5 protein-coding genes are annotated in these 23372 nt (G+C 36.0%); all 5 read left to right on the forward strand.

Going from position 1 to position 23372, the window contains the following annotated elements:
* Positions 1 to 559: 559 nt before the first annotated feature.
* The 5 genes from ERX46_RS01900 (at position 560) to ERX46_RS01920 (ending at position 23286) form a co-directional block, all read left to right on the forward strand.
* Positions 560 to 6133: a fibronectin type III domain-containing protein gene (locus tag ERX46_RS01900; protein ID WP_165366120.1), complete on the forward strand. Its 5574-nt coding sequence runs from the start codon at positions 560 to 562 to the stop codon at positions 6131 to 6133.
* A gap of 179 nt (positions 6134 to 6312) precedes the next feature.
* On the forward strand, positions 6313 to 10764 hold the full coding sequence (locus tag ERX46_RS01905; RefSeq protein ID WP_130092140.1) for a fibronectin type III domain-containing protein: 4452 nt from the start codon (positions 6313 to 6315) through the stop codon (positions 10762 to 10764).
* Between the two features lie 453 nt (positions 10765 to 11217).
* Positions 11218 to 15441, forward strand: coding sequence for a GEVED domain-containing protein (locus ERX46_RS01910; RefSeq protein ID WP_130092141.1), 4224 nt, complete (start codon positions 11218 to 11220; stop codon positions 15439 to 15441).
* A gap of 1181 nt (positions 15442 to 16622) precedes the next feature.
* Positions 16623 to 19367, forward strand: a complete 2745-nt coding sequence (locus tag ERX46_RS01915) for a GEVED domain-containing protein (protein WP_130092142.1) — start codon at positions 16623 to 16625, stop codon at positions 19365 to 19367.
* A 412-nt stretch (positions 19368 to 19779) separates the two neighbouring features.
* Positions 19780 to 23286: a GEVED domain-containing protein gene (locus tag ERX46_RS01920; protein WP_130092143.1), complete on the forward strand. Its 3507-nt coding sequence runs from the start codon at positions 19780 to 19782 to the stop codon at positions 23284 to 23286.
* Positions 23287 to 23372 lie beyond the last annotated feature (86 nt).

Here is a 23372-nt window from a genome sequence, read left to right on the forward strand (position 1 = left end):
TGTTATCTTATATTCCAATTTTATCTTTCCAACACCCCATAGCTTTAGCTTTTTCACTTCCTCATTTCACAGAATAAATTAAACCTGCCGTTAAGTTTTGTAGCATCGGCGTAAATAAACATATTCTTTATGTGTCATTTGAAAGATATTTAGGGATTTGAAGTGGTTCTGTATCGTTCTATGAAATCATTTTCACACTCTTTTTTACTTCTACATAAAAATAGGTTGTGAAACTTTCCTTATGTACAGCTTGTAATAGTTTTCCAAAATATGTTACAAAGCGCATTCCGAAATGCCATTTTAATTACCATTCTAAATTGAAGATTAATGGTGATGGAGAGTTTGTAACAACATTTTTTTTAAAGTAAAGCATCATAAATGCATTTAATTCTAATCTTCCAATTATTTCTTGAGATTTATTTTTTGTTGAACCGCTGTATTTTCGGCTTGTCTCTTGATTTTAAGTGAGAAACAGTTTTTATTTTAAGTCATTTGATTTTTTGAACAAAAAATTAATTATGTTTGGAGCTAAAATTATTACTAATTAAAACTAATGAAAATGAATGCTTTATTCTTAAAAGGTATTTTGATTCTAACCGCTTTTTTTTGGGGGATCAACCTAAATGCCCAGTACTGTATGGTTTCAACGACCTCGTCAGGCGATTATCTATCCGCAGTAAGTTCTGTTGGAGCAACTTCAAATATTAACTATACAGCGTCATCTCAACCTGTTGGTTCTTATGCTGATCAAACAGCTCAGTCGCTTGTTACCTATGGGACTCAAACATTTGATGTTATTACTACCTATGTAGGAGGTAGTAACGGTGTAAATATTTGGGTAGATTGGGGTAACGATTTTACTTTTGATGCTACTGATTTAATAGCGTATCAAGCTAGTTCAGCTGCAACAAAGACCTTTACTATTACTGTACCAACTGGAATTCCGGCGGGTAGTTATAGAGCGAGAGTAAGAGGTCAGTATGGAGCTAATGCAAATCCAGCAGCGTGTGGAAGTGTGAATTTTGGATCTACTGTTGATTTTACAATAACGATTTCTACTCCTCCTTCTTGTCTTACACCAACAAATTTATTGGTGAGCAGTATCGTAGGAACAACCATGAATTTAGGTTGGACAGAAAATAATGCAGCAATTGAGTGGGAACTGGAATATGGTTCACCTGGTTATACTGCAGGAACTGGAACGACAATAAATGTTACTTCCAATCCTTATGCATTTACTTTTACGCTTGGAACTGAATATGACTTTTATGTACGTTCAATTTGTGGGCCTGGTGATGTTAGTTTTTGGTCCTCTCCGCTTAAATATTCGTACTGTGGTGTTGCTACAACAAATACAGGTGACCGTTTAAGTGTGGTGAATTCATCTGGAGCTGTATCGAATGTTTCTTATACTGCATCGGTTTTACCTCCAGGTTCTTATGCTAATGAAACAGCACAGTTGTTTGAGTCTTATGAAACACAAACGTTTGATATTAACACCACTTATGTAGGTGGTGGAAACGGTGTGAATATTTGGGTAGACTGGAATAAAAATATGGTTTTTGACGCTGGTGAACTAGTAGCAAGTCAAGTTAGTTCGGCTGCTTCAAAAACTTTATCAGTAACTGTTCCAGCTGGAACGGCTCAAGGAGATTATAGAATGAGAGTACGTGGTCAATATGGTTCTGCTGCAAATCCACCAGCTTGTGGGAGCGTAGCTTATGGAACAACTGTTGACTTTAAGTTGACAATTGGAACGCCTCCTTCTTGTTTATCACCTACGGCTTTTGTTGCGTCAAATATCTTTGGAACTTCAGTAGATTTAGATTGGATTGAAAGTGGTACGGCTACCGCTTGGAACATTGAATGGGGTTTATCTGGATATACTCCTGGTTTAGGAACTAATGTTCCTTTAACAGCAAATTCACATACATTGTCTGGATTGTCTACTTCAACTGGTTATGACATATATGTTCAAGCAAATTGTGGGGGTAGTTTAAGTAATTGGACAGGTCCTATTTCTATTACTACTGCATGTGGAACATTTACTGCTCCTTTCTATGAAGGATTTAATGCAGCCATACAACCAAATTGTTGGTTAAATGTTTCTTCAGGTACCGGTACAGGTATTAATAATACTTGGAACTTTAACAAGCAAGGTGAATATGGAGCGTTAGCAAATGGAAGAGCTATAGGGACATTTGTTAGTTCGGATGGTTCTACACCAAATCCAGACAGTATGATGTTAACTACACCTTGGATTGATCTTTCTGCACTTACTGTACCGGAATTAACTTTTGAATGGTTCAGTAACAATACAGATACACCAGGAGATAATGTGCCATTGCATATTGACATTAATAATGGAACAGCTTGGACAAATATAGCTACTTACCAAGGAGATAACCCACTGTGGCAAGATGAATCAATTATTCTATCAGCTTATGCTGGAGGTACAATTCAAATTCGTTTTAGAACGGATCAATCTGTTCCAGGTGTTGCATATCACAATGATATCTTATTAGATGAAGTGAGTGTAATTGAGGCTCCAACATGTCCTCAACCTGCTTCATTAATGGCATCAAGTATTACAGCTAATTCAGTAAATTTAAATTGGACGGAAACAGGATCAGCTACATTATGGAATTTAGAGTATGGTCCAGTTGGATATACTCAAGGTTCAGCTGCAGGGACTAATGTGCCTGCCAATTCCAATCCTTTTACTTTAACAGGATTAAACCCTGCAACTGATTATGATGTTTATCTTCAGTCTGAATGTGGAGTTGCTGATTTAAGTACGTGGGAAGGTCCATTTAGCTTTACCACATTGTGTTTAACGCAAATGGCCGGAAGCTATACTGTTGGTACTGGAGGTGATTTTATTGATTTTACAGCAGCGGTATTGGAATTGAATACATGTGGTGTCTCAGGTGCTGTAATAATCACAGCATTGACTGGTTCTGGACCATATAATGAGCAATTAATCATCGAAGAAATTGTAGGTGCAAGTGCTGTTAATACTGTTACTTTAGAGGGTAATGGAGAAACATTAACTTCTGTAACTACAACAGGCGATAAGAGCTTGATTTTACTTGATGGAACTGATTATACGACAATTAATAACTTTAATTTAGTAACACAATCTATAACAGATAACTATGTGATTCAATTAATCAATGATGCTGATTTCAATACTATTTCAAACAACAATATAGATCTTACATCTACATTGACAAGCACGAGTACTAGTAATGCAGGTGTTGTTGTTTCGGGAAGTTTGACAAGTGCAACTGGAACAACAGGTACATCAGGTTCTGACAACTCAATTACTGCTAACACGATTATAGGTGGTTATTATGGTATCACTGTGGTTGGTCAGTCTAGTAACCTTACTGAGAATAATATAATTTCAGATAATATACTAGAAGATTTCTATTACTATGGTATTTACTTACCTTATGGAAAGGACAACGTTGTTGCTAATAATGACCTCAGCCGTCCTAATAGAACATCAGTTTCTTCTTTTTACGCACTTTATTTTTCATCTGGTGGTGAAGGACACACAATTTCTGGAAATAATATCCATACTCCTTTCGGAGGAATAACTTCGGCATCAACAAGTGCGGGTTACGGTGTTTATTTTACAGGTATAGATTCTCCATTAGGGAACGAAAGTAAGTTGTATAATAACATCATTAACCTAAGTGGTAACAATGGTACAATGTATGGGATTTACAACAGCAGCAGTGATGGAGTTCATTATTACCACAATACAATTGTGATGGATGATGCTAGCTCAACCTCTGGAATCACTAGAGGTTTCTATCAAACATCTACTGCAACTGATATTGAATTTAAGAACAATATTATCAATATTACAAGAGCGGGTTCAGGTGCTAAACAATGTATGTATTTTAGTACAGCTGCATCTACAATTGTAAGTGATTATAATGTGTTGTATATGAACTCTGCTGCAGGAGCAAACGATATTGGTTATGTTGGTGGTGCACAAGCTACTTTAGCAGCTTGGCAACTAGCATCAAGTGGTGATTTGAACTCTGTTGGAGATGATCCAATTTTAACAAATATACCAGCAGCTAGTTATTTGCCTTCAAACCCAGCAGTAAATAATATTGGTGTGCCTTTGGCGAGTGTTACAACTGACTTTAATGGTAACTTGAGAAGTGTGACTGCGCCTGATCCAGGTGCTCACGAGTTTACACCTCCAGCTTGTCCACAACCTACTAGTTTGACTGCAATAAATATTACTTCTACTTCATTAGACTTAGGATGGATAGAAAATGGTACAGCAACTGGTTGGAATATTCAATGGGGTGCTGCAGGCTTTAACCTAGGTTCTGGTGCCAATTTAACTGCTGGCTCTAATCCATATTTATTATCAGGATTAAGCCCTTCAACTGATTATGATATTTATATTCAAGCAGATTGTGGAGGCGGGGATTTAAGTACATGGTTAGGCCCTGTTACTTTAACTACTGGATGTGTTGTGTATACTGCTCCTTTTTATGAAGGCTTCAATACTGCTGTTCAACCACAATGTTGGGAAAACATTTCTTCTGGGACAGGAACTGGTATAAATAACAACTGGAACTTTAATAAACAAGGGGAATATGGAGCATTGGCGAATGGAAAAACGATTGGAACTTTTGTGAGTTCAGATGGTTCTGTTCCAAATCCAGACAGTATGATGTTGTTCACTCCTATGATTGATCTTTCAGCATTGACTACACCAGCTTTAACATTTGAATGGTTCAGTAATAACACCAATAATCCTGGAGATAACGTTCCTTTTATTATTGATATCTATAACGGGACAACTTGGACCAATATTGATACCTTGAAAGGAGATAATGCACTTTGGTTAGAAGAGTATTATGATTTAAGTGCTTATGCTGGGAACACAGTTCAGATTCGTTTCATGACGAATCAATCAGTGCCAGTTACTGCTTATTATAATGATATCTTACTGGATGAGGTGAGTATTATTGAAGCTCCTATTTGTACAGATCCTACTGCATTAACAGCAACAAATATTACAGGAACTTCAGCTGATTTAAGTTGGACGGAAAATGGGACTGCATCATCGTGGAAAATCGAGTATGGTGCTACTGGATTTACAGCAGGTACCGGTACTATTGTAGTTGGTGTTTCTACAAATCCTTTCTCGTTAGTTGGTATTAATCCTTGTTCAGACTACGATTATTATGTTCAGGCTGATTGTGGTGCAAGCCAAAGTGCTTGGGTAGGTCCTTTCGCATTCTCAACGCTTTCTACTCCGGTTACAGGAACAGATACACAAGTTGCATGTGAAACATTTACTTGGATTGATGGAATGGTTTATACCGCTTCTAACAATACAGCTATGTTTACAATTGCTGGTGCTGCTGCATTTGGTTGTGATTCTCTTATAACATTAGATTTAACAATCAATACTTCAGTGACAGGAACAGATAACCAAGTTGCTTGTGAAACATTCACATGGATTGATGGAACGGTTTATACTGCTGACAACAATACCGCAACATTTACAATAGTAGGTGGAGCTGCTAACGGTTGTGATTCTATCGTAACATTAAACTTAACGTTCGATATGGCAAATTCTGCTGGAAATGATGATATGATTGTAGTTTGTATGAATCAACCTGTTGATTTAGGCGCTTTATTGAGTTCGGGAGCTGATGCAGGTGGTGTTTGGTTAGATCCAATTTATGCAACATTGCCTAGTTCTCAAATTACAGCTTCAGCTCAACCAGGTACTTATGACTATAGTTACGTAGTTCAATCTGGTGCTTGTCCAGCGGATACTGCTGTAATCACGATTAGTGTAGACCCTGGATGTGACTACTTATCAATTGAAGATCAAAAAATGATTGATATTTCAGTTTATCCTAATCCTGCAACAAGTGTGTTGACAATTCTTAATCCATCAAATACTTCATCATTAAAAGTAGAGATGTTAGATATGAATGGTCGAATTGTACTTGTTGAAAATCAAGCGTTGAATAATGCAACGAAAGCTTCTTTAGCAATTGAGCACCTTGAAAGTGGTGTTTATACGCTACGTGTTTATAATACTGAAGGACAAAAAACTTTCAAAATTGTAAAAAGGTAAACAAAAAAATAGTTTAAATTTTAAACAAAGCGCTTCTCATTTGAGAGGCGCTTTTGCTTTTATAGGTTTTTTATTATCATAATGATAATTAAGAATGATCTCTATTCATTAATAAAGCAACCCCTTTTCAAATTCTACGTTTGTATTAGTAATTAACTTACACTATTATACAATTATTTATGAAAAATCAATTCTTTAAAGTCGGTTCTTTTTTTATTCTATATTTTCTTTTTATTCAAAATCTTAGTGCGCAGTATTGCATTGGGGGAGGCCCTCAAACTACTGCGAATGCAAACATTGAATCGGTAACTATTACAGGTGAAAATACCACCAGTATTTCCTATATATCCAGCTGTCCAGGGGTAGTTGGGGTTGAAAATCAAACAACCCAATCAGTCAGTCTAAACGCTGGAGATACATACACATTTAATGTGAAATTTGGAACATGTGGAAGCAGCTCATTTGGTCGGGGTCAAGCTTGGATTGATTTTAATCAAAATCAAATTTTCGAGCCTTATGAATCAATTGGAACTTCTTCAGGAACTCCTGGAGTGTTTCCATGGGTGGGCAGTGTCTCACATACCTTTACAGTGCCAATTACAGCTGTGATAGGTCCTACCAGAATTCGTGTTATGCAACAAGAAATAATTAATTCATTAAGCCTAAACCCATGTGCTTCCTTTAATTCGGGTTCTGTTGTCGACTTTACAGCAGATATAGATAACACGATATGTACTCCAGTATTAGCACCTTTTTATGAGGGATTCAATAATGGTGTATTGCCAACTTGTTGGCAAAATCTTTCTTCTGAGGTGACTACAGATTTAGATGCGTTTTGGAAATTCAATCATGCTCCAAGTTTTGCTGCTGCTGCGAATGGCAAAACTGTTGGGACTTATGCGATGAGTGATGGTGCATTTCCTTACGCAGACAGTGTTATGTTGCTCACTCCTTTTATTGATCTGTCAACTTTAGCCAATCCTGAACTAACTTTTGAATGGTTTAGTAATAACGCAAATTCTCCAGGTAATAATGTCCCTTTAATCATAGAAATTAATGATGGCACTTCTTGGAATTACTTGGATACTTTGAGGGGTGACAATACCGCCTGGGTAAACGTGTTTTATGACTTAGCCGCCTATGCTGGAGATACAATTCAAGTGCGTTTTATGGCAAATCAAGATTTTCTGATTGGTCCTGCATTTTATAATGATATCCTTTTAGATGAAATAACTATTGATGAAAAGACTTCTTGTTTGCCAGTAGCAAATCTAGCAGCCACAAATATTTTAGGAACCACTGCTGTTTTAAGTTGGACTGAAAATAATTCTGCAACAACTTGGAATATTGAATTCGGAGCACCCGGTTTTATTCAAGGTTCAGGAACAGGTACTACTATCTCATCGGTAACATCGAATCCTTACACAATTAACGTAACTCCCTTAACAGATTATGAATTTTACGTTCAATCAGATTGCGGTGGAGGTGATTTAAGTATATGGACTGGACCTTTTATGTTTTCATCGCAATGTATTAATGTTGTAGCTCCATGGATAGAGGGCTTTGATAATGGAGGGGCAATACCTACTTGCTGGTATCAAGGTGTCGCAAATAATGAAGATTGGAGATTTAATGATTTAAATTCTCAACCTCCAAATAGTCATGTCGGAAACAATGGAGTTATAAATGGATCAACAACAAGTGGTGGTTATTTCGCATGGGTAGACGATTCAAATCCAAATAGCGCAGCAACAACATTGATCAGCCCTCCAATAGATGTGTCTGGTTTGGCTGCGCCAATGCTGAGATTTTTCCTTCTTAGTGACAATGAAGGATTTTCGAATGTTAACTTTTCTGTTGATATTTGGGATGGTACAGCATGGAACATAGCTATGTTTACAAGCAATTCCAACACATTAAATAATGCATGGCGAGAGATTGATGTTTATATGAACACACTTACGATCACGGGAGATATTCAAGTGAGATTTGTGGTAGATGAAAACAGTAGTATTAGTTCGCGGGACGATCTTGCAATAGACGATGTGGAGATTAGAGAAGCGCCAAGTTGTTTGATGCCAACGAATTTAACTGCACCTAACTACACATTAACTAGCGCTAATTTAGGTTGGACAGAAAATAATTCAGCAACGAGTTGGAATATTGAATTCGGACCGGCTGGTTTTGTTCAAGGATCTGGAGCAGGAACAAGTGTATCAGGTGTTGGAACAAATCCTTATACAATTAACACATTAGCTTTTACTGATTATGAATTTTACGTTCAATCCATTTGTTCATCAACTGATCAAAGTGGTTGGGCTGGACCTTTTGCATTCACAACAACTTGTAACGGTGTTATAGCGCCATGGGTTGAGGACTTTGAGAATGGGGGGGGTAGGCCTGAATGTTGGTATCAAGGGTTTTACAATAATAAAGATTGGAATTTTAATAATGTACCTCCTGTATATAGTCATATAGGAAGCAATGGGGTCTTAAATGGAAACACTGCAAGTGGAGGGTATTTTGCATGGGTTGATGATTCAAGTCCTCATAGTTTAGAAACATCTTTGTTAAGCCCTTTTATAGACATATCTTCTTTAACTGTACCAATGTTGCGGTTCTTTCTCATTAGTGACAATGAAGGAGACTCAAATGTTAACTTTTCTGTTGATATCTGGGATGGGGCAGCATGGAACATTGGAATGTTTACAAGTAATTCCAATACAGTAAATAATGCCTGGCAAGAAATTGATATTTTGTTGAATACGCTAAATATTACAGGTAAAATTAGATTGAGATTTGTGGTAGATGAATTGAATGGTAATGATTCTTGGGATGATGTTGCAATAGATGATGTTGAGGTTAGAGAAGCACCAACTTGTTTTAAACCAACATATTTAACTGCATCGAATATTGCACTTAATTCAACAGGTCTAGGTTGGACTGAAAATAATTCAGCAACTAATTGGAACATTGAATATGGCCTTGCTGGATTTGTACAAGGATCTGGAGCGGGAACAAGTGCTACAAATGTTGGAGCAAGTCCTTATATAATTAACACATTAGGTTCTACAAATTATGAATTTTATATTCAATCAGATTGTGGTGGTGGAGATTTAAGTGAATGGGCTGGACCTTTTTTATTCACAACGCCATGTGATAGTGAAATAGCACCATGGTCAGAAGATTTTTCGAATAATGGATATATACCAGATTGCTGGGAGCAAGGGGCTTCCAACGGTGAGGACTGGATTTTTGATGATGTTGCCCCTTTTCAAACGCACATCGGAAACTATGGAACAATGAACGGTTCAACAGCAAGTGGAGGTTATTTTGCATGGGTTGATGATAATCCGCCACATAATATCGGAACTTCTCTGTTAAGTCCAATGATTGATGTTTCGGGCTTAACAATTCCAATGCTTACATTTTATTTAATCAGTGATAACCAAGGCTATACAAATGTTGATTTTCGTGTTGATGTTTGGGATGGAGCAAATTGGAATATTGGAGCTTTTGCAAGCAGCAGCAATACTAACGGTGGCTGGGAAAAATTCTATGTTTTATTAAATACATTGAATATTTCTGGAGATATTCGTTTGAGGTTTGTTGTTGATGAAATGAATGGTTCAGGTTTTCGTGATGATATAGCAATAGACGATATAAGTATAACTGAAGGTGCTTGTAGTCCTGTATCAGCTTTGGGAGCAACAAATATTACAGCAAGTCAAGCCGATTTAAGCTGGACAGAAAACAATCTGGCTACAGCTTGGAATGTTGAATATGAGATAACTGGATTTATACAAGGAAACGGTACAGAGGAAAGTGGAGTTACTAATCCATACACATTGTCAGGTTTGGATATGAATACTACTTATGATTATTATGTTCAGTCGGATTGTGGAGGAGGACAAAGTACTTGGACAGGACCATTTACTTTTACTACACTTTGTGTTTCAACTACTGGAACAGATACACAATTGGCTTGTGAGAACTATACTTGGATTGATGGAATAAATTATACAACTGATAACAATACAGCAACGCATACAATAATAGGTGGTGCAGCAAATGGTTGTGATTCTATTGTTACATTAGATCTAACAATTGCCCAAGCAAACAATGCTGGATTAGATAATTCAATTACTGTTTGTTTAAACCAACCTGTCGATTTAGATACGCTTTTAAGTGCAGGAGCAGAAGCTGGAGGTGTTTGGTTAACACCAGCTGGAATTCCTATTTCAGGTTCTGTTATTACTTCAAATCTGGCTAACGTTTATGATTATAGATATGAAGTTTCTTCTTTGGGATGTCCAACAGTTTTCGCAGTTATTTCAATAACAGTAGATCCTGGGTGTGACTATTTATCAATAAAGAATGAGATTTTAACTGACATTTCAGTATTTCCAAATCCTGCAACAAGTGTATTAACCATTCTTAATCCTTCTAATATATCCTCTTTAAAAGTAGAAATATTAGATATGAATGGAAGAATCGTACTTGTTGAAAACAAAGCATTGAATAATACATATGAAGCTACATTAGCGATTGAAAACCTTGAAAAAGGAGTTTACACGCTAAGAGTTTATAATTCTGAAAACCAAAAGACTTTCAAGATTATTAGGCAATAAGCTATTCATTAATATGATTTTAGAAAAGCGCTTCTCAATTGAGAAACGCTTTTTTCATGAAAAACGCTATTAAATCAAAAAAATCCTATTCTATTTCATTTTTTGTTGAGAGAAATAAAACCCATATTTAACGTATTTTTCGATTTCCTTTCATACAAAGCTTTTTAATTTAGGTTTTATTTAAAAATTTAATTTGTCCAATTCTTTGTACTAAAAGTTGTAGAAAACGGAAAATAAAATTTAGGAATCTCATTCCACTATTATCAATAGAAATAGGGCTTGAACGTAATTAAGTCTAATGTATGAATGTATTTATATTGCTCTTTTAGCTGCTCGTCGAAATATGCACTTTAAGATTGATTCATAAGACATTATTAATTAATGTTAAATTAACTTTTGGTTAACCATCTATAATTCCGTACTTTTGAAAGTCAAATTCAAAAATTAGAACTTATGAAAAAAGTCAACCCGGAGAGGGAACCTCAATTATTTAAACCTGAGAATACACGATGGAAATCAATTTCCAATGCATTAGGTGTGCTACTTTTATTTATTGGAATATCAACTTCTGGTATTTCACAGACTATCCAGATAGGAAGTGGGACTGCAGTAAATTCCTACATACCACTATATTATCTTTATAATTATAATTATTCACAAACTATCTATACTCAAAGTGAGTTAACTGCTGCAGGTATGGATCCGACTCAGGGATTAATTACTAAAGTTAGGTATAAAGCAACTACAAGTCAATCTACTGCTAATTGGCAAGATTGGGAGATTTACATGGGAAACACTACTAAAGTAGGTTTCGATAGTGGAACCGACTGGATCGGAATTGCTAATATTACTCCTGTTTTTAATGGTACAATTGCTGCAAATGTTGTCGCAGGACAGTGGCTAGAAATTACTCTAACTACTCCATTTCAATGGGATGGAACAAGTAATATTGTGGTTGCAGTAAATGAAACAACTTCAACTTATGGAAATAATCCAGGGTGGTCCGCGTACACGCTAGCACCTTCTACAGGTCAGAAAGCTATTTACAAATACGAGGATGCTGCTCCTTATAGCGCAACAACGCCTCCTATAGGTGCATCACGATCAAATACGGTTGCTCAAATTCAATTTGATGGTAACCTTCAAGCGGGTTGTTCAGGAACTCCAGTAGTTGCTGCTATTACGGCTCCTGCTTCAGTATGTTTGGGTCTTGATGTTGATCTGGTAGGGTCATTAATTGCTTCAGCAGGTATTTCTTACCAATGGCAAGAATCTCCAAATGGTACAACATGGACAGATATTTCTGGTGCTACAAATGCAACTCATACAATTGTTGGTGGTATTACTGCTGATACTTACTACAGATTAAAAGTAACCTGTGCTAATGGTGGTACATTTGATACTTCGAATGAAGTGTTGGTCGATTTAACTTCGGCTTTTTTAGCTCCTTGGACTTATGACGTTGAAACGGCGTCAGAATCAACGAATTCTCAAATTGAAGATTGTTGGTCGTCAACACCTAATAATACAACTTCTGCTTACCGTTGGGATATAGAAGGAAACGGTGGGGGAACACCTTCATCAAATACAGGTCCTAATGTTCCTAATAGTGGTAATACTTATTTCTATACAGAGGCATCTTCTGGTGTTACAGGAGCCGTAGCTGAATTAATTACACCACAAATTGATGTGTCTGGATTAACTACTGCATCATTAAAATTCTATTTTCATATGTATGGTGTAGATATTAGTGAGTTGTCAGTTGGTGTTTCTACTGATATGGGGGCAACTTGGACAAGTGCGCTTACAATTACAGGTGCACAACAAACTGCAAGTACAGACCCTTGGTTAGTTCAATGGGTTGACTTGAGTGCATACACAGGAGTTCTTCAACTTCGTTTTAAAGCAATTAGAGGAGTAGGTTTTGAAGGTGATATGGCTATTGATGACATTTCTGTTATCGAGGCACCATCTTGTATTCCTCCATCGGCTCTTACGTCAGCACTTACATCAAGTACTTCAGCTGAGTTAGGTTGGACTCAAAGTGGTTCTGCTACAGTTTGGAATATTCAGTATGGAGCTCCAGGATTTACTATAGGATCAGGTACTCCTGAAAATGCAGTAACTAACCCTTATAATTTGACAGGTTTAACAACTGGTTCGACTTACGAATATTATGTTCAAGCGGATTGTGGAAGTGCTAATTTAAGTACTTGGACAGGTCCTTTTGAGTTTTCTATAGATTACTGTGAAGTTTCTACAACGAGTTTGTTTGAGTACTTAACTTCAATTACATCAAATGGTGCTGTTTCAAATATTTCATATACTGCAAGTTCATTCCCTGCAGGTTCTTATGCGAATGAGACTGCACAGATATTTGAATCTTATGAAACACAAACTTTCGATATTTTGACTAACTATTCATCAGGTATTAATGGAGTAAATGTTTGGGTAGATTGGAATAACGATTTGAACTTTGATGCAACGGAATTATTAGCTTCTGCTACTGGTGCGACTCAGCATACTTTATCAGTTACTGTTCCAACAGGTACGCCTCAAGGAAATTATAGAATGAGAGTTCGTGGTCAATGGGGCAGTTCTGCAAATCCACCAGCGTGTGGACTTGTTAATTATGGGTCAACTGTAGACTTTACTTTAACTATTACTTCGCCTCCATCTTGTTTGTCACCTACTGCCTTGACAGTTGCTAATTTAAATTATACAACTGCGGATCTTGGTTGGACTGACGTTTCAACAAATTGGGAAATCGAATATGGTGCACAAGGATTTACTATAGGATCTGGAGCCTCAGCATTTACAAGTGCAAATCCTTATGCTGTCTCTAATTTAACACCAAATACTAATAATAGTTTCTATGTGAGAGCAATTTGTGCTCCAGGAGATACGAGTACTTGGGCTGGTCCTTATAATTTTTATACAGGACCTTGTACTCCTTCACCTACTTCAGTAGATGGAATCGGTATTACAAATGTTACAATGGGTACTATAAATAATACAACTGGTGCTGAACCAAATAACTATGGTAACTACACAGCTCAGTCAACAAGTGTGCCTGCAGGTACTACGTTGCCAATTGATATTACTTTGGAAACAGGATACACATACAATTTATTTGCTTGGGTAGACTGGAATGGTGATTTAGATTTTGATGATGCCAACGAAGGGTATTATTTAGGAGAATCTACTAATGCAAACCCAACAACTTTTAATGCTTCTATCTTAATCCCGGCTGGTGCCGTTTTAGGTAACTATAGTATTAGAATTGGTGGTGCTGATAATGCTTTAGGTTCTACACTACCTTCTGATCCATGTTATACAGGAGCGTATGCTACATTTGAAGAATATACATTGACAATTACTGCTGCTCCGCCTTGTGCAGATCCATCAGCGTTAACAGCTTCAAATTTCACTACTAACACAGCTGATTTAGCTTGGACGGAAAATGGAACTGCAACGACATGGAATATTGAATATGGTCCTGCAGGATTTGGCCAAGGTACTGGGACTGCATTAGCAGCAGTTACCTCAAATCCTCATACTTTAACAGGATTAATGCCGTGTATGAACTATGATTATTATGTTCAGGCAGATTGTGGTGGTGGAAATTTAAGTGCTTGGGTAGGTCCATTGGCATTTACAACATTTGCTGCTCCTGCTACTGGAACAGATACTCAAGTTGCTTGTGATACATATACTTGGATGGATGGAAACACTTACACTTCATCAAACAATACAGCTACATTTACAATTGTAGGTGGTGGCTCTAGTGCTTGTGGAAATGATTCAATTGTAACGTTAGATTTAACAATCAATACTTCTGCAACTGGAACAGATACGCAAGTTGCTTGCGATACATACACTTGGATTGATGGAAACACTTATACGTCTTCAAACAATACAGCAACACATACAATTATGGGTGGAGCTGCTAATGGATGTGATTCAATTGTAACGTTAGATTTAACAATCAATACTGCTACAATGGGAACAGATACTCAAGCTGCTTGTGAGACATTCACTTGGATTGATGGAAACACTTATACGTCTTCAAGCAATACAGTAACATTTACAATAGTAGGAGGTAACGCAAACGGTTGTGATTCAATCGTAACGTTAGACTTGACGATTGATATGCCAACAAATGCTGGTGATGATGTGATGAGAACATTCTGTATGAATCAACCATTAGGTCTTGATACTTTATTGAGCGCTAATGCTGATGCAGGTGGAACGTGGGTAGATCCTTCAGGTAATGCAATTACAGGAACAATGATTACACTTTCTGGTCAGCCAGATGTGTATATCTATACTTATGTAACGGCTGCTAACGGAGCTTGTCCTGCTGCAACTGCAAGTATTGAAATAACTGTTGACGGAGGTTGTGATTACTTGTCAATCACTGATGAAGCTATGGTTGATATCTCAGTATATCCAAACCCTGCGACTAGTAACTTGACTATTCTTAACCCATCTAATACTTCATCTTTAAAAGTAGAGATGTTAGATATGAACGGAAGAATCGTACTTGTTGAAAATAAAGCATTGAATAATGCAACAGAAGCTACTTTAGCAATTGATTACCTTGAAAGAGGAATTTATACGCTACGTATTTATAATACTGAAGGTCAAAAAACTTTCAAGATTGTAAAACAATAAGGTAGATTTTTAAATTAAATATTAAAGCGTCTTTCTTCGGAAAGGCGCTTTTTTTTGTGCTCTATTTTTTTGAAGAAGAAATTAGTATTTTCATTTCTTAGTCTTTGTATAACAGCTTTAATAATAAATTGATTTAAATTATCACACCAATCATTGAAAAACATTTTATTAGATTGCTAGAAACTAGTTTCTCATCAAATATATAATTGTAAACCCCAGTAACTTCAGAAAAAGTGAATCCTCGGTGTTTTAATTCTTGGTAAGAATTAAAGCTTTCCCCGAGTTATAAATTCAACCTTTGTCATTCATTTCAGAGCAAAGCGACGAGGAATCTCTTTTAATTCATATAAGTATAACTGTTTCTAAAACAAATGGATAACTAAAAAAAAAGTATATTTGATTAAGTAAATTGAGTTTACTGGTAACTTTAATTGGAATCAATTAAATTAAACTACCCGCTAGTAGTGAATTTTGAAAAAGCTTCCTAAGCATTTCAATTCTTTAGTAAGAATTGGTTCTACCACTATTTTAATGGGAACTCATACAATATGGATTCTAAAATATTTATCAATAATTATTCATTCTTCAAATAACAAGCTCCAGAGGAGCGACATATTAATAGCCAAGTACACTAGTGTACTTGGTTATTAATAAACAAAAAACAAACTCACCGAAATCGGCATAATTGCATGCAATTATACCGATTTCGGTGAGTTTGTATAGAGATGGATTACATTCATATCTACTAATATGTCGTTCCTCTGGAACTGAAAATATTAAACCCATGTATTGCAGTTATTTGAACGTAAAAATCGAAACATCTATATAAAACCAGTTTTGATAAAATGGAAAGGTTAATGGTTTAACCATTAAAATAGTGGTAGAACCTAAGAATTAAAACTTAACTTCTGTCACCCTACAAAACACTGTGTCGAGGAATCTCTCCTTTTTTTTATTATACGTAATATCAGTTTTGTCAATTACACCTATTTATAAAAATGATTCATAAGCTTTAACTAGTTGAAAATTAAGTGTGCCTATTAAAATAGTGGTTGAAACAAGAAAAGAGATGGGTTGGTATATATTTTTAAAAATAAAACATAATAAATTTAACTTTTATTTATGAATAACAATTATTTGTTTTATATTTGATAATTAACACAGAACTAAAAATTAAACTTATGAAAACATTTTTACTAAAAGGTATGCTTTTTATAGCTGCTTTTGCATTTGGCTCAAATCTAAATGCTCAAAGCTATTGTGCCTATACAACGACTAATACAGGAAACTATATTACCTCCTTCTCCACTACTGGAGGGTTTCCTGATATTGTAAACAACAATACCGGACAAGGTCCTAATGGATATTCTGATTATACAACAATGATTGTTGGAGGTTATGAAACCCAGCAAATTACCTTTACAATTACTGCAACTGGTGGTACTTATGGTTATTCTGTTTTCATAGACTGGGATAATGACTTTGCTTTTAGTGCCGCTGAAAAAGTTTATGGTACATCAAGCTATTCTCCTACACCTAATACAGCTTCATTTATAGTTCCTACGGGTCAATCTTTAGGGAACTATAGAATGCGTGTTATTGCAGATTGGTTGAATGGTGCTCCTGGCCCTTGTACAGGTTCTTATGCTGAAGCAGAAGATTATACATTTCAGGTGATTACACCGCCAACTTGTTTGCCTGCTCAAAACTTAAACGTAAGTGGTGTAACTGCAACTACGCTCAATTTTGGTTGGACTGAGATAAATACAGCTACTGAATGGCAAGTAGAGTATGGACCAATTGGTTTTGTTCAAGGGAGTGCTGCAGGGAATCTTCAATCAAATGTGGTTGCAAATCCATATACTGCTACGATCGTTCAAGGAAATGAATATGATTTCTATGTACGTTCAGTATGTTCTATAGGAGATACAAGTGTATGGGCTGGACCATATGAATTTAAATATTGTGAGGTTTCTGCACAAAATACTTTCTATTACACAAGTGCTATTACTTCAACTAACGCTTTAGTGAACGTTAATTATTCTGCAGCTGGAATCCCACCTGGTTCTTACGCTAATGAAACAGCGCAAACGTTTGAATCATTTGAATCACAGTCTTTTAATGTTAATACAACTTATTCTTCGGCATCAAACTATACGAATGTTTGGGTAGATTGGAATAGAGATATGGTTTTCGATGCATCTGAATTGATGGCTGGATCAGGAAGTGCAATTGCTTCTCAATCATTATCTATTGTTGTTCCTGCTGCTACTCCTCAAGGCGATTACAGAATGAGAGTTCGAAGTGATTATGGAAATACTTCCAATCCATCAGCTTGTGGAAGTGCTGCTTATGGTTCTACTGTCGATTTTAATTTAACTATTGTTGCTCCACCTTCATGTTTACCAGTAAATAATATTATTGTAAACAACGTTTCAGAAACAACTGTAGCTCTAGGATGGACATCAAGTGGTACAGCTACAACTTGGAATATCGAATATGGTCCAGCTGGTTTTGCCCCAGGAACAGGGTTTCCTTTAACGGCAACAACTAATCCTTTTACAATAACTAATTTAACTGGAAATACTAATTATGATTTCTATATTCAAGCAGATTGTGGTGGTGGTGATCTAAGTTATTGGTCTTCAGTATTTGGTCCTGTCGTTACAGATTGTGGCCCTTACCTTGCAAACGGTTTGTGTGAAGGATTTGACATTAACTTATCTTCTACAATTGGATGTTGGAGAGTAAGAGATGAAAATAATGATGGAGATGCATGGGGTATGAGTACAAGTATACCAAATACTGGTGCTTATTCTGCAGTTTTCTATTCTGATTTGAACGCAGGTAATAACGATGATTATTTAATTTCTCCTCAATTGGTGATGACTGGAATTGAAGCAATGAAGTTTTCTTTTAGAGTGCAAAGTGCTAATGAGCCAAATGACTTCCAAGTATTACTTTCTACTACAGGAACTAACGTAGCTGACTTTACAGATACAATTATGGATCTTGCAGAGTATGCGAACATTGTTTATCAAGACACAGTTATTGATTTAACTTCTTACACTGGTCCAGTTTATATTGCATTTCATATTCCTCCTGGAGGAGTAGATGGATGGAACTTATTTATCGATGATGTGTGTTTTGGAGAATGTATTCCAACGCCTGGTCAAGATGGATCTGTTGATGTTTGTGTTTTAGAAAATTCTGTTGATTTATCAGATAACATTGTTTCGCATAACAATTCTTACGGACGTTGGGAATTTCCTGCAAACCAAGCATTAATTGTAGATGATACTATGTTTAATGTAGGTATGATGGCTGAAGGTTCTCATGAGGTAATGTATATTGTTGAAGGTCTTTGTCAAGAAGATACAACAATTGCTACAATCAATGTCTATAAAGCTTCTTCTGCTGGTATTGACGGTGTGATGGAAGTTTGTAAAAACACTCCATCAAACTTGTTCTCAGCATTGTCTGGTAATATAGATTTCGGAGGAACTTGGTATGATCCAGCAAACGTTGCTTTGCCAAATTCTCAACCAAATGCGCCAAGTATCCCAGGTATGTATCAATATACTTATATCACAAATAACGGACATTGTCCAGGTGATACATCTATTGTTACAATTACAGTTGACGGAGGATGTGATAATTTATCACTAGGTAATGATATCTTAACTGATGTCTCTGTTTACCCGAACCCAGCAACAAGCATTCTTACAATTGTTAATCCTTCTAACGCAACTTCTTTAAAAGTTGAAATGTTAGATATGAATGGTAGAATTGTTCTAGTAGAAAACAAAGCATTGAATAATGCTTCAGAAGCTACCTTGACAATTGATTATTTAGAAAAAGGAATCTATACTTTAAGAGTATTCAACACTGAAGGTCAAAAAACTTTCAAGGTTGTAAAACAATAAGGTAGATTTTAAGTTAAATATTAAAGCGTCTTTCTTCGGAAAGGCGCTTTTTTTTTTGATATTTACCCGCTATAGTATTTTAAAATCTAAATAATACTCCTAGATACCTTGGTTTAAATATCTCTGCTACCAATAGGTTTTCAAATACCAAAAAAAAATCTAAGAATATCAATAGCTACGGTTCTATTTTTTTTAAGAAATGGGAGAGAAAAAGAAACCGATGCTCTGCTATATTGAAGAGATATTTTGGCATTAATAGTAGCTCTCTATTAAAACGATAATTTTCTAAGCTAAATTGAAGATCATGAAATCATCTAGTTTTCAATAATCTTGATGAATAATATTAATATCTATTCAATTAACAAATATTTGTTTTATATTTGGGTTATAACTCAAAAATAATATTACGCTTATGAAAAAGAAATTACAATTACTCATGCTTACCTTCCTTTTAGCAGGGTTTCATGTTAGCTCACAAGTTCTCATGAATGAGGATTTTAACTCTTCAATCCCACCAGGATGGAATGCAGGGACTTATTCGCAAACGACATCTGATGCTTGTGATATTGGTTCAATTAGACATAACTTATATAGTTTTAGCGCTACAACCAATACTTCTAGTTATACACAGGTTGCAACAGGAAATGATATTGTGGTTTCATTAGACTACAAGGTTGTTGATTGGTCTGGTGGAGCAGGTACTTTAGGTAACTTTGGTACTATGAATTTGCAATACACTATAAATGGAGGAACGAGTTGGATAAATTATGATGTTATAGATAATTCAAATCATGTTGTTTCTAATCAGTGTGCTACAAGAACGTTTACAATTCCTGCAGCTAGTGTTCCAACTGGATCTAGTTTTGCTTGGAAATTAAATGGTACTTGGAATGCAGGAGATTACTATTTTTATATAGATAACTTCTCTGCTGTAGAACAAGTATCTTGTATGCCGCCTTCTGCATTAAATGTTACCAATGTTACTGCAACTACTTTAGATTTCGGTTGGACAGAAAACAATGGATCTGGTCAGTGGGATTTTGAATATGGGGCTATTGGTTTTGCTCTTGGTACTGGTACTCAATCCTTCATATCGGCTAATCCTCATAATGTTGCCATTACACAAGGAAGTGAATATGATTTTTATGTACGTTCAGTTTGTTCTGTAGGCGATACAAGTGCTTGGTCAGGCCCTTACCAATTCAAATATTGTGATGTTTCATCGCAATATACTTTCGATTATATTACTGGAATCAATACATTAGGTGCTGTAATAAATGTAAATTATTCTGCAGGTGCAAATCCTCCTGGTGGTTATGCAAATGAAACAGCGCAATCATTTGAATCGTTTGAAGCACAAACATTCGCTATTAACACTACATATACTTCTGCATACAACGCAGTAAATGTTTGGGTTGATTGGAATAAAAACATGGTTTTTGAAGCAACTGAATTGATGGCTGGTTCTGGAGCTACAGTAGCAGCTCAAACACACTCTATAACTGTTCCTACTGGAACTGCACAAGGTGATTATAGAATGAGAGTTCGTGGCGATTATGGAAATACAGCGAATCCACCAGCTTGTGGAAGTTCCACTTATGGTTCTACTATTGATTTCAACTTAACTATTGTAACTCCTCCAACTTGTTTGTCACCAACAGCTTTAACAGCTTCAAATATTACTGCAACTACTGCAGATTTAAGTTGGACTGAAAATAACGGATCTTCTTTATGGAATATCGAATATGGAATTACTGGTTTCACTCAAGGAAGTGGATTTATTGACAATGGTATTTCAGCAAATCCTTACACAGCTACTATTACAGCTAATACATCTTATGAGTATTACGTTCAAACTGATTGTGGTGGTGGTGATTTAAGTTCATGGGCTGGTCCTTATGCATTCTCTAATGTTTACTGCCTCCCGGTTTATACAAGCACAAGTGAATACTTATCTCTAATGGAGACAGTTGGTGCTATTGCAGATGTTTCTCATACAGCATCTGCCTTCCCTGCGCCAAATGGATATACAGATGAAACAGCTCAAATCTTAGAAGTTTATGAAACGCTTACTTTCGATTTGAATTCTGCTTACAACCCATCAAATTATTCTTATGTAGTTAGAATGTGGGTTGATTTTAATAACGATTTTGTTTTTGATCACGCTACTGAATTAATCTCTTCTGCTTCAGGTGGACCAGGTTCTTTTACGCAACAAGTTACAATTCCTGCTGGAACACCAGTTGGTACATACAGAGTTAGGGTGCGTGGTGAATATTCTGCTTCTGCAGATCCATTTCCATGTAGTAGTGAAACATGGGGTTCAGCAGCTGATTTCACAATGAGTGTAATTACACCTCCAACATGTCTTCCAGTAATGGATATTGATACAGTAAGTGTTTCTACAACTTCTATTGAATTAAGCTGGACTGAATTAAACTCAGCTACTTCTTGGACTATCGAATACGGTCTTGCTGGATTTACGCAAGGAAACGGAATGTTTGCAACTGCGAATACAAATCTTGGGTTTACAATTTTAGGATTAAATCCAAGTGCTCAATACGATTTCTACATTCAAGCTGATTGTGGTGGTGGTGACCTAGCAGCATGGAGAGGTCCATTCTCAATGTACACTGATTGTGGTATTGCTGTAGCTCCTTTTTATGAAGGATTTAGTAATGCTGTTCAACCACAATGTTGGGAGAATTTATCTTCAAATACAAGTACTAGTGTAAATAATTTCTGGAAATTTAATGGTCAAGCGGGTTATGCTGCGGCTAATAATGGTAGAACACCAGGTACATTTGCATGGGTAGATGGAGACTTCCCTTATGGTGATAGTGTAATATTGATTTCTCCGCAAATTGATATTTCACAATTAGCAACTCCATATTTATCTTTTGAGTGGTTCAGTAACAATACGAATACTCCTGGAGATAATGTTCCTTTAATTATTGAAGTAAATGATGGAACGTCTTGGACGTTATTGGATACTTTGAGAGGAGATAGTCCAAACTGGGAATTTGTAAATTATGATTTAAGCGCTTTCACAGGTAATGTTATTCAAGTGCGTTTTATGGTTAACAAATCAGTTACTACAGGTTTATCTTATTACAATGATATTTTATTAGATGAGTTTAGAGTTGCCGACTGTATCAGTCTTGGTGGACAAGATGGAATGTTTGATGTGTGTCGTTTAGACAGTACTGTAAATCTTGAAGCAAACATTATTGTGAAGCCAAATGGTGGAGGTATGTGGTCTTTCCCAGGTCAACCTGCTTATGTAGTGGATGACACAGTGTTCAATGTTCAATTTTTACCAGTTGGTTCTTATGAAGTTTATTATGTAGAAAGATACGTATGTTATGATACGACTACTGCAACAATAAACGTGTTTGGACCTTCAAGCGCTGGAATGGATGGTACAACTACTGTGTGTAAAAATGAGCCAATTGATTTATTCTCTGCATTGTCAGGTAATATTGATATGGGGGGAGAATGGTACGATTTCAATAATGCTATGTTAGCAAATGCACAACCTAAGGCGGAACCGATTCCGGGTCAATACAATTTTAACTATATAGTTACAAATGGTGTTTGTCCAGCAGATACTGCTGTGGTTGAGGTTTCTGTTAAAGCAGATTGTGATTGGTTATCTTTAGGAGAAGAGTTATTTACTGATATTTCAGTATATCCAAACCCTGCGACAAGTCAATTGATTATCTCAAATCCTTCAAACGCTACATCTTTAAAAGTAGAGATGTTGGATATGAATGGAAGAATTGTTTTGGTAGAAAACAAAGCATTAAACAATGCAACTGAGACTACGTTAGCGATAGGAAACCTTGAAAGAGGTATTTATACACTGCGTATTTATAATAATGAAGGACAGAAAACTTTCAAAATTGTGAAACAGTAGTTTTTGGTTAAAAACAGATTAATAGTTTTAATAGAAGCGCCTCTCATTGGGAGAGGCGCTTTTTTAGTGCCTAAATATTTAGTTTA

The sequence above is a fragment of the Brumimicrobium glaciale genome (assembly GCF_004152935.1).
Lineage (GTDB): Bacteria > Bacteroidota > Bacteroidia > Flavobacteriales_D > Crocinitomicaceae > Brumimicrobium > Brumimicrobium glaciale.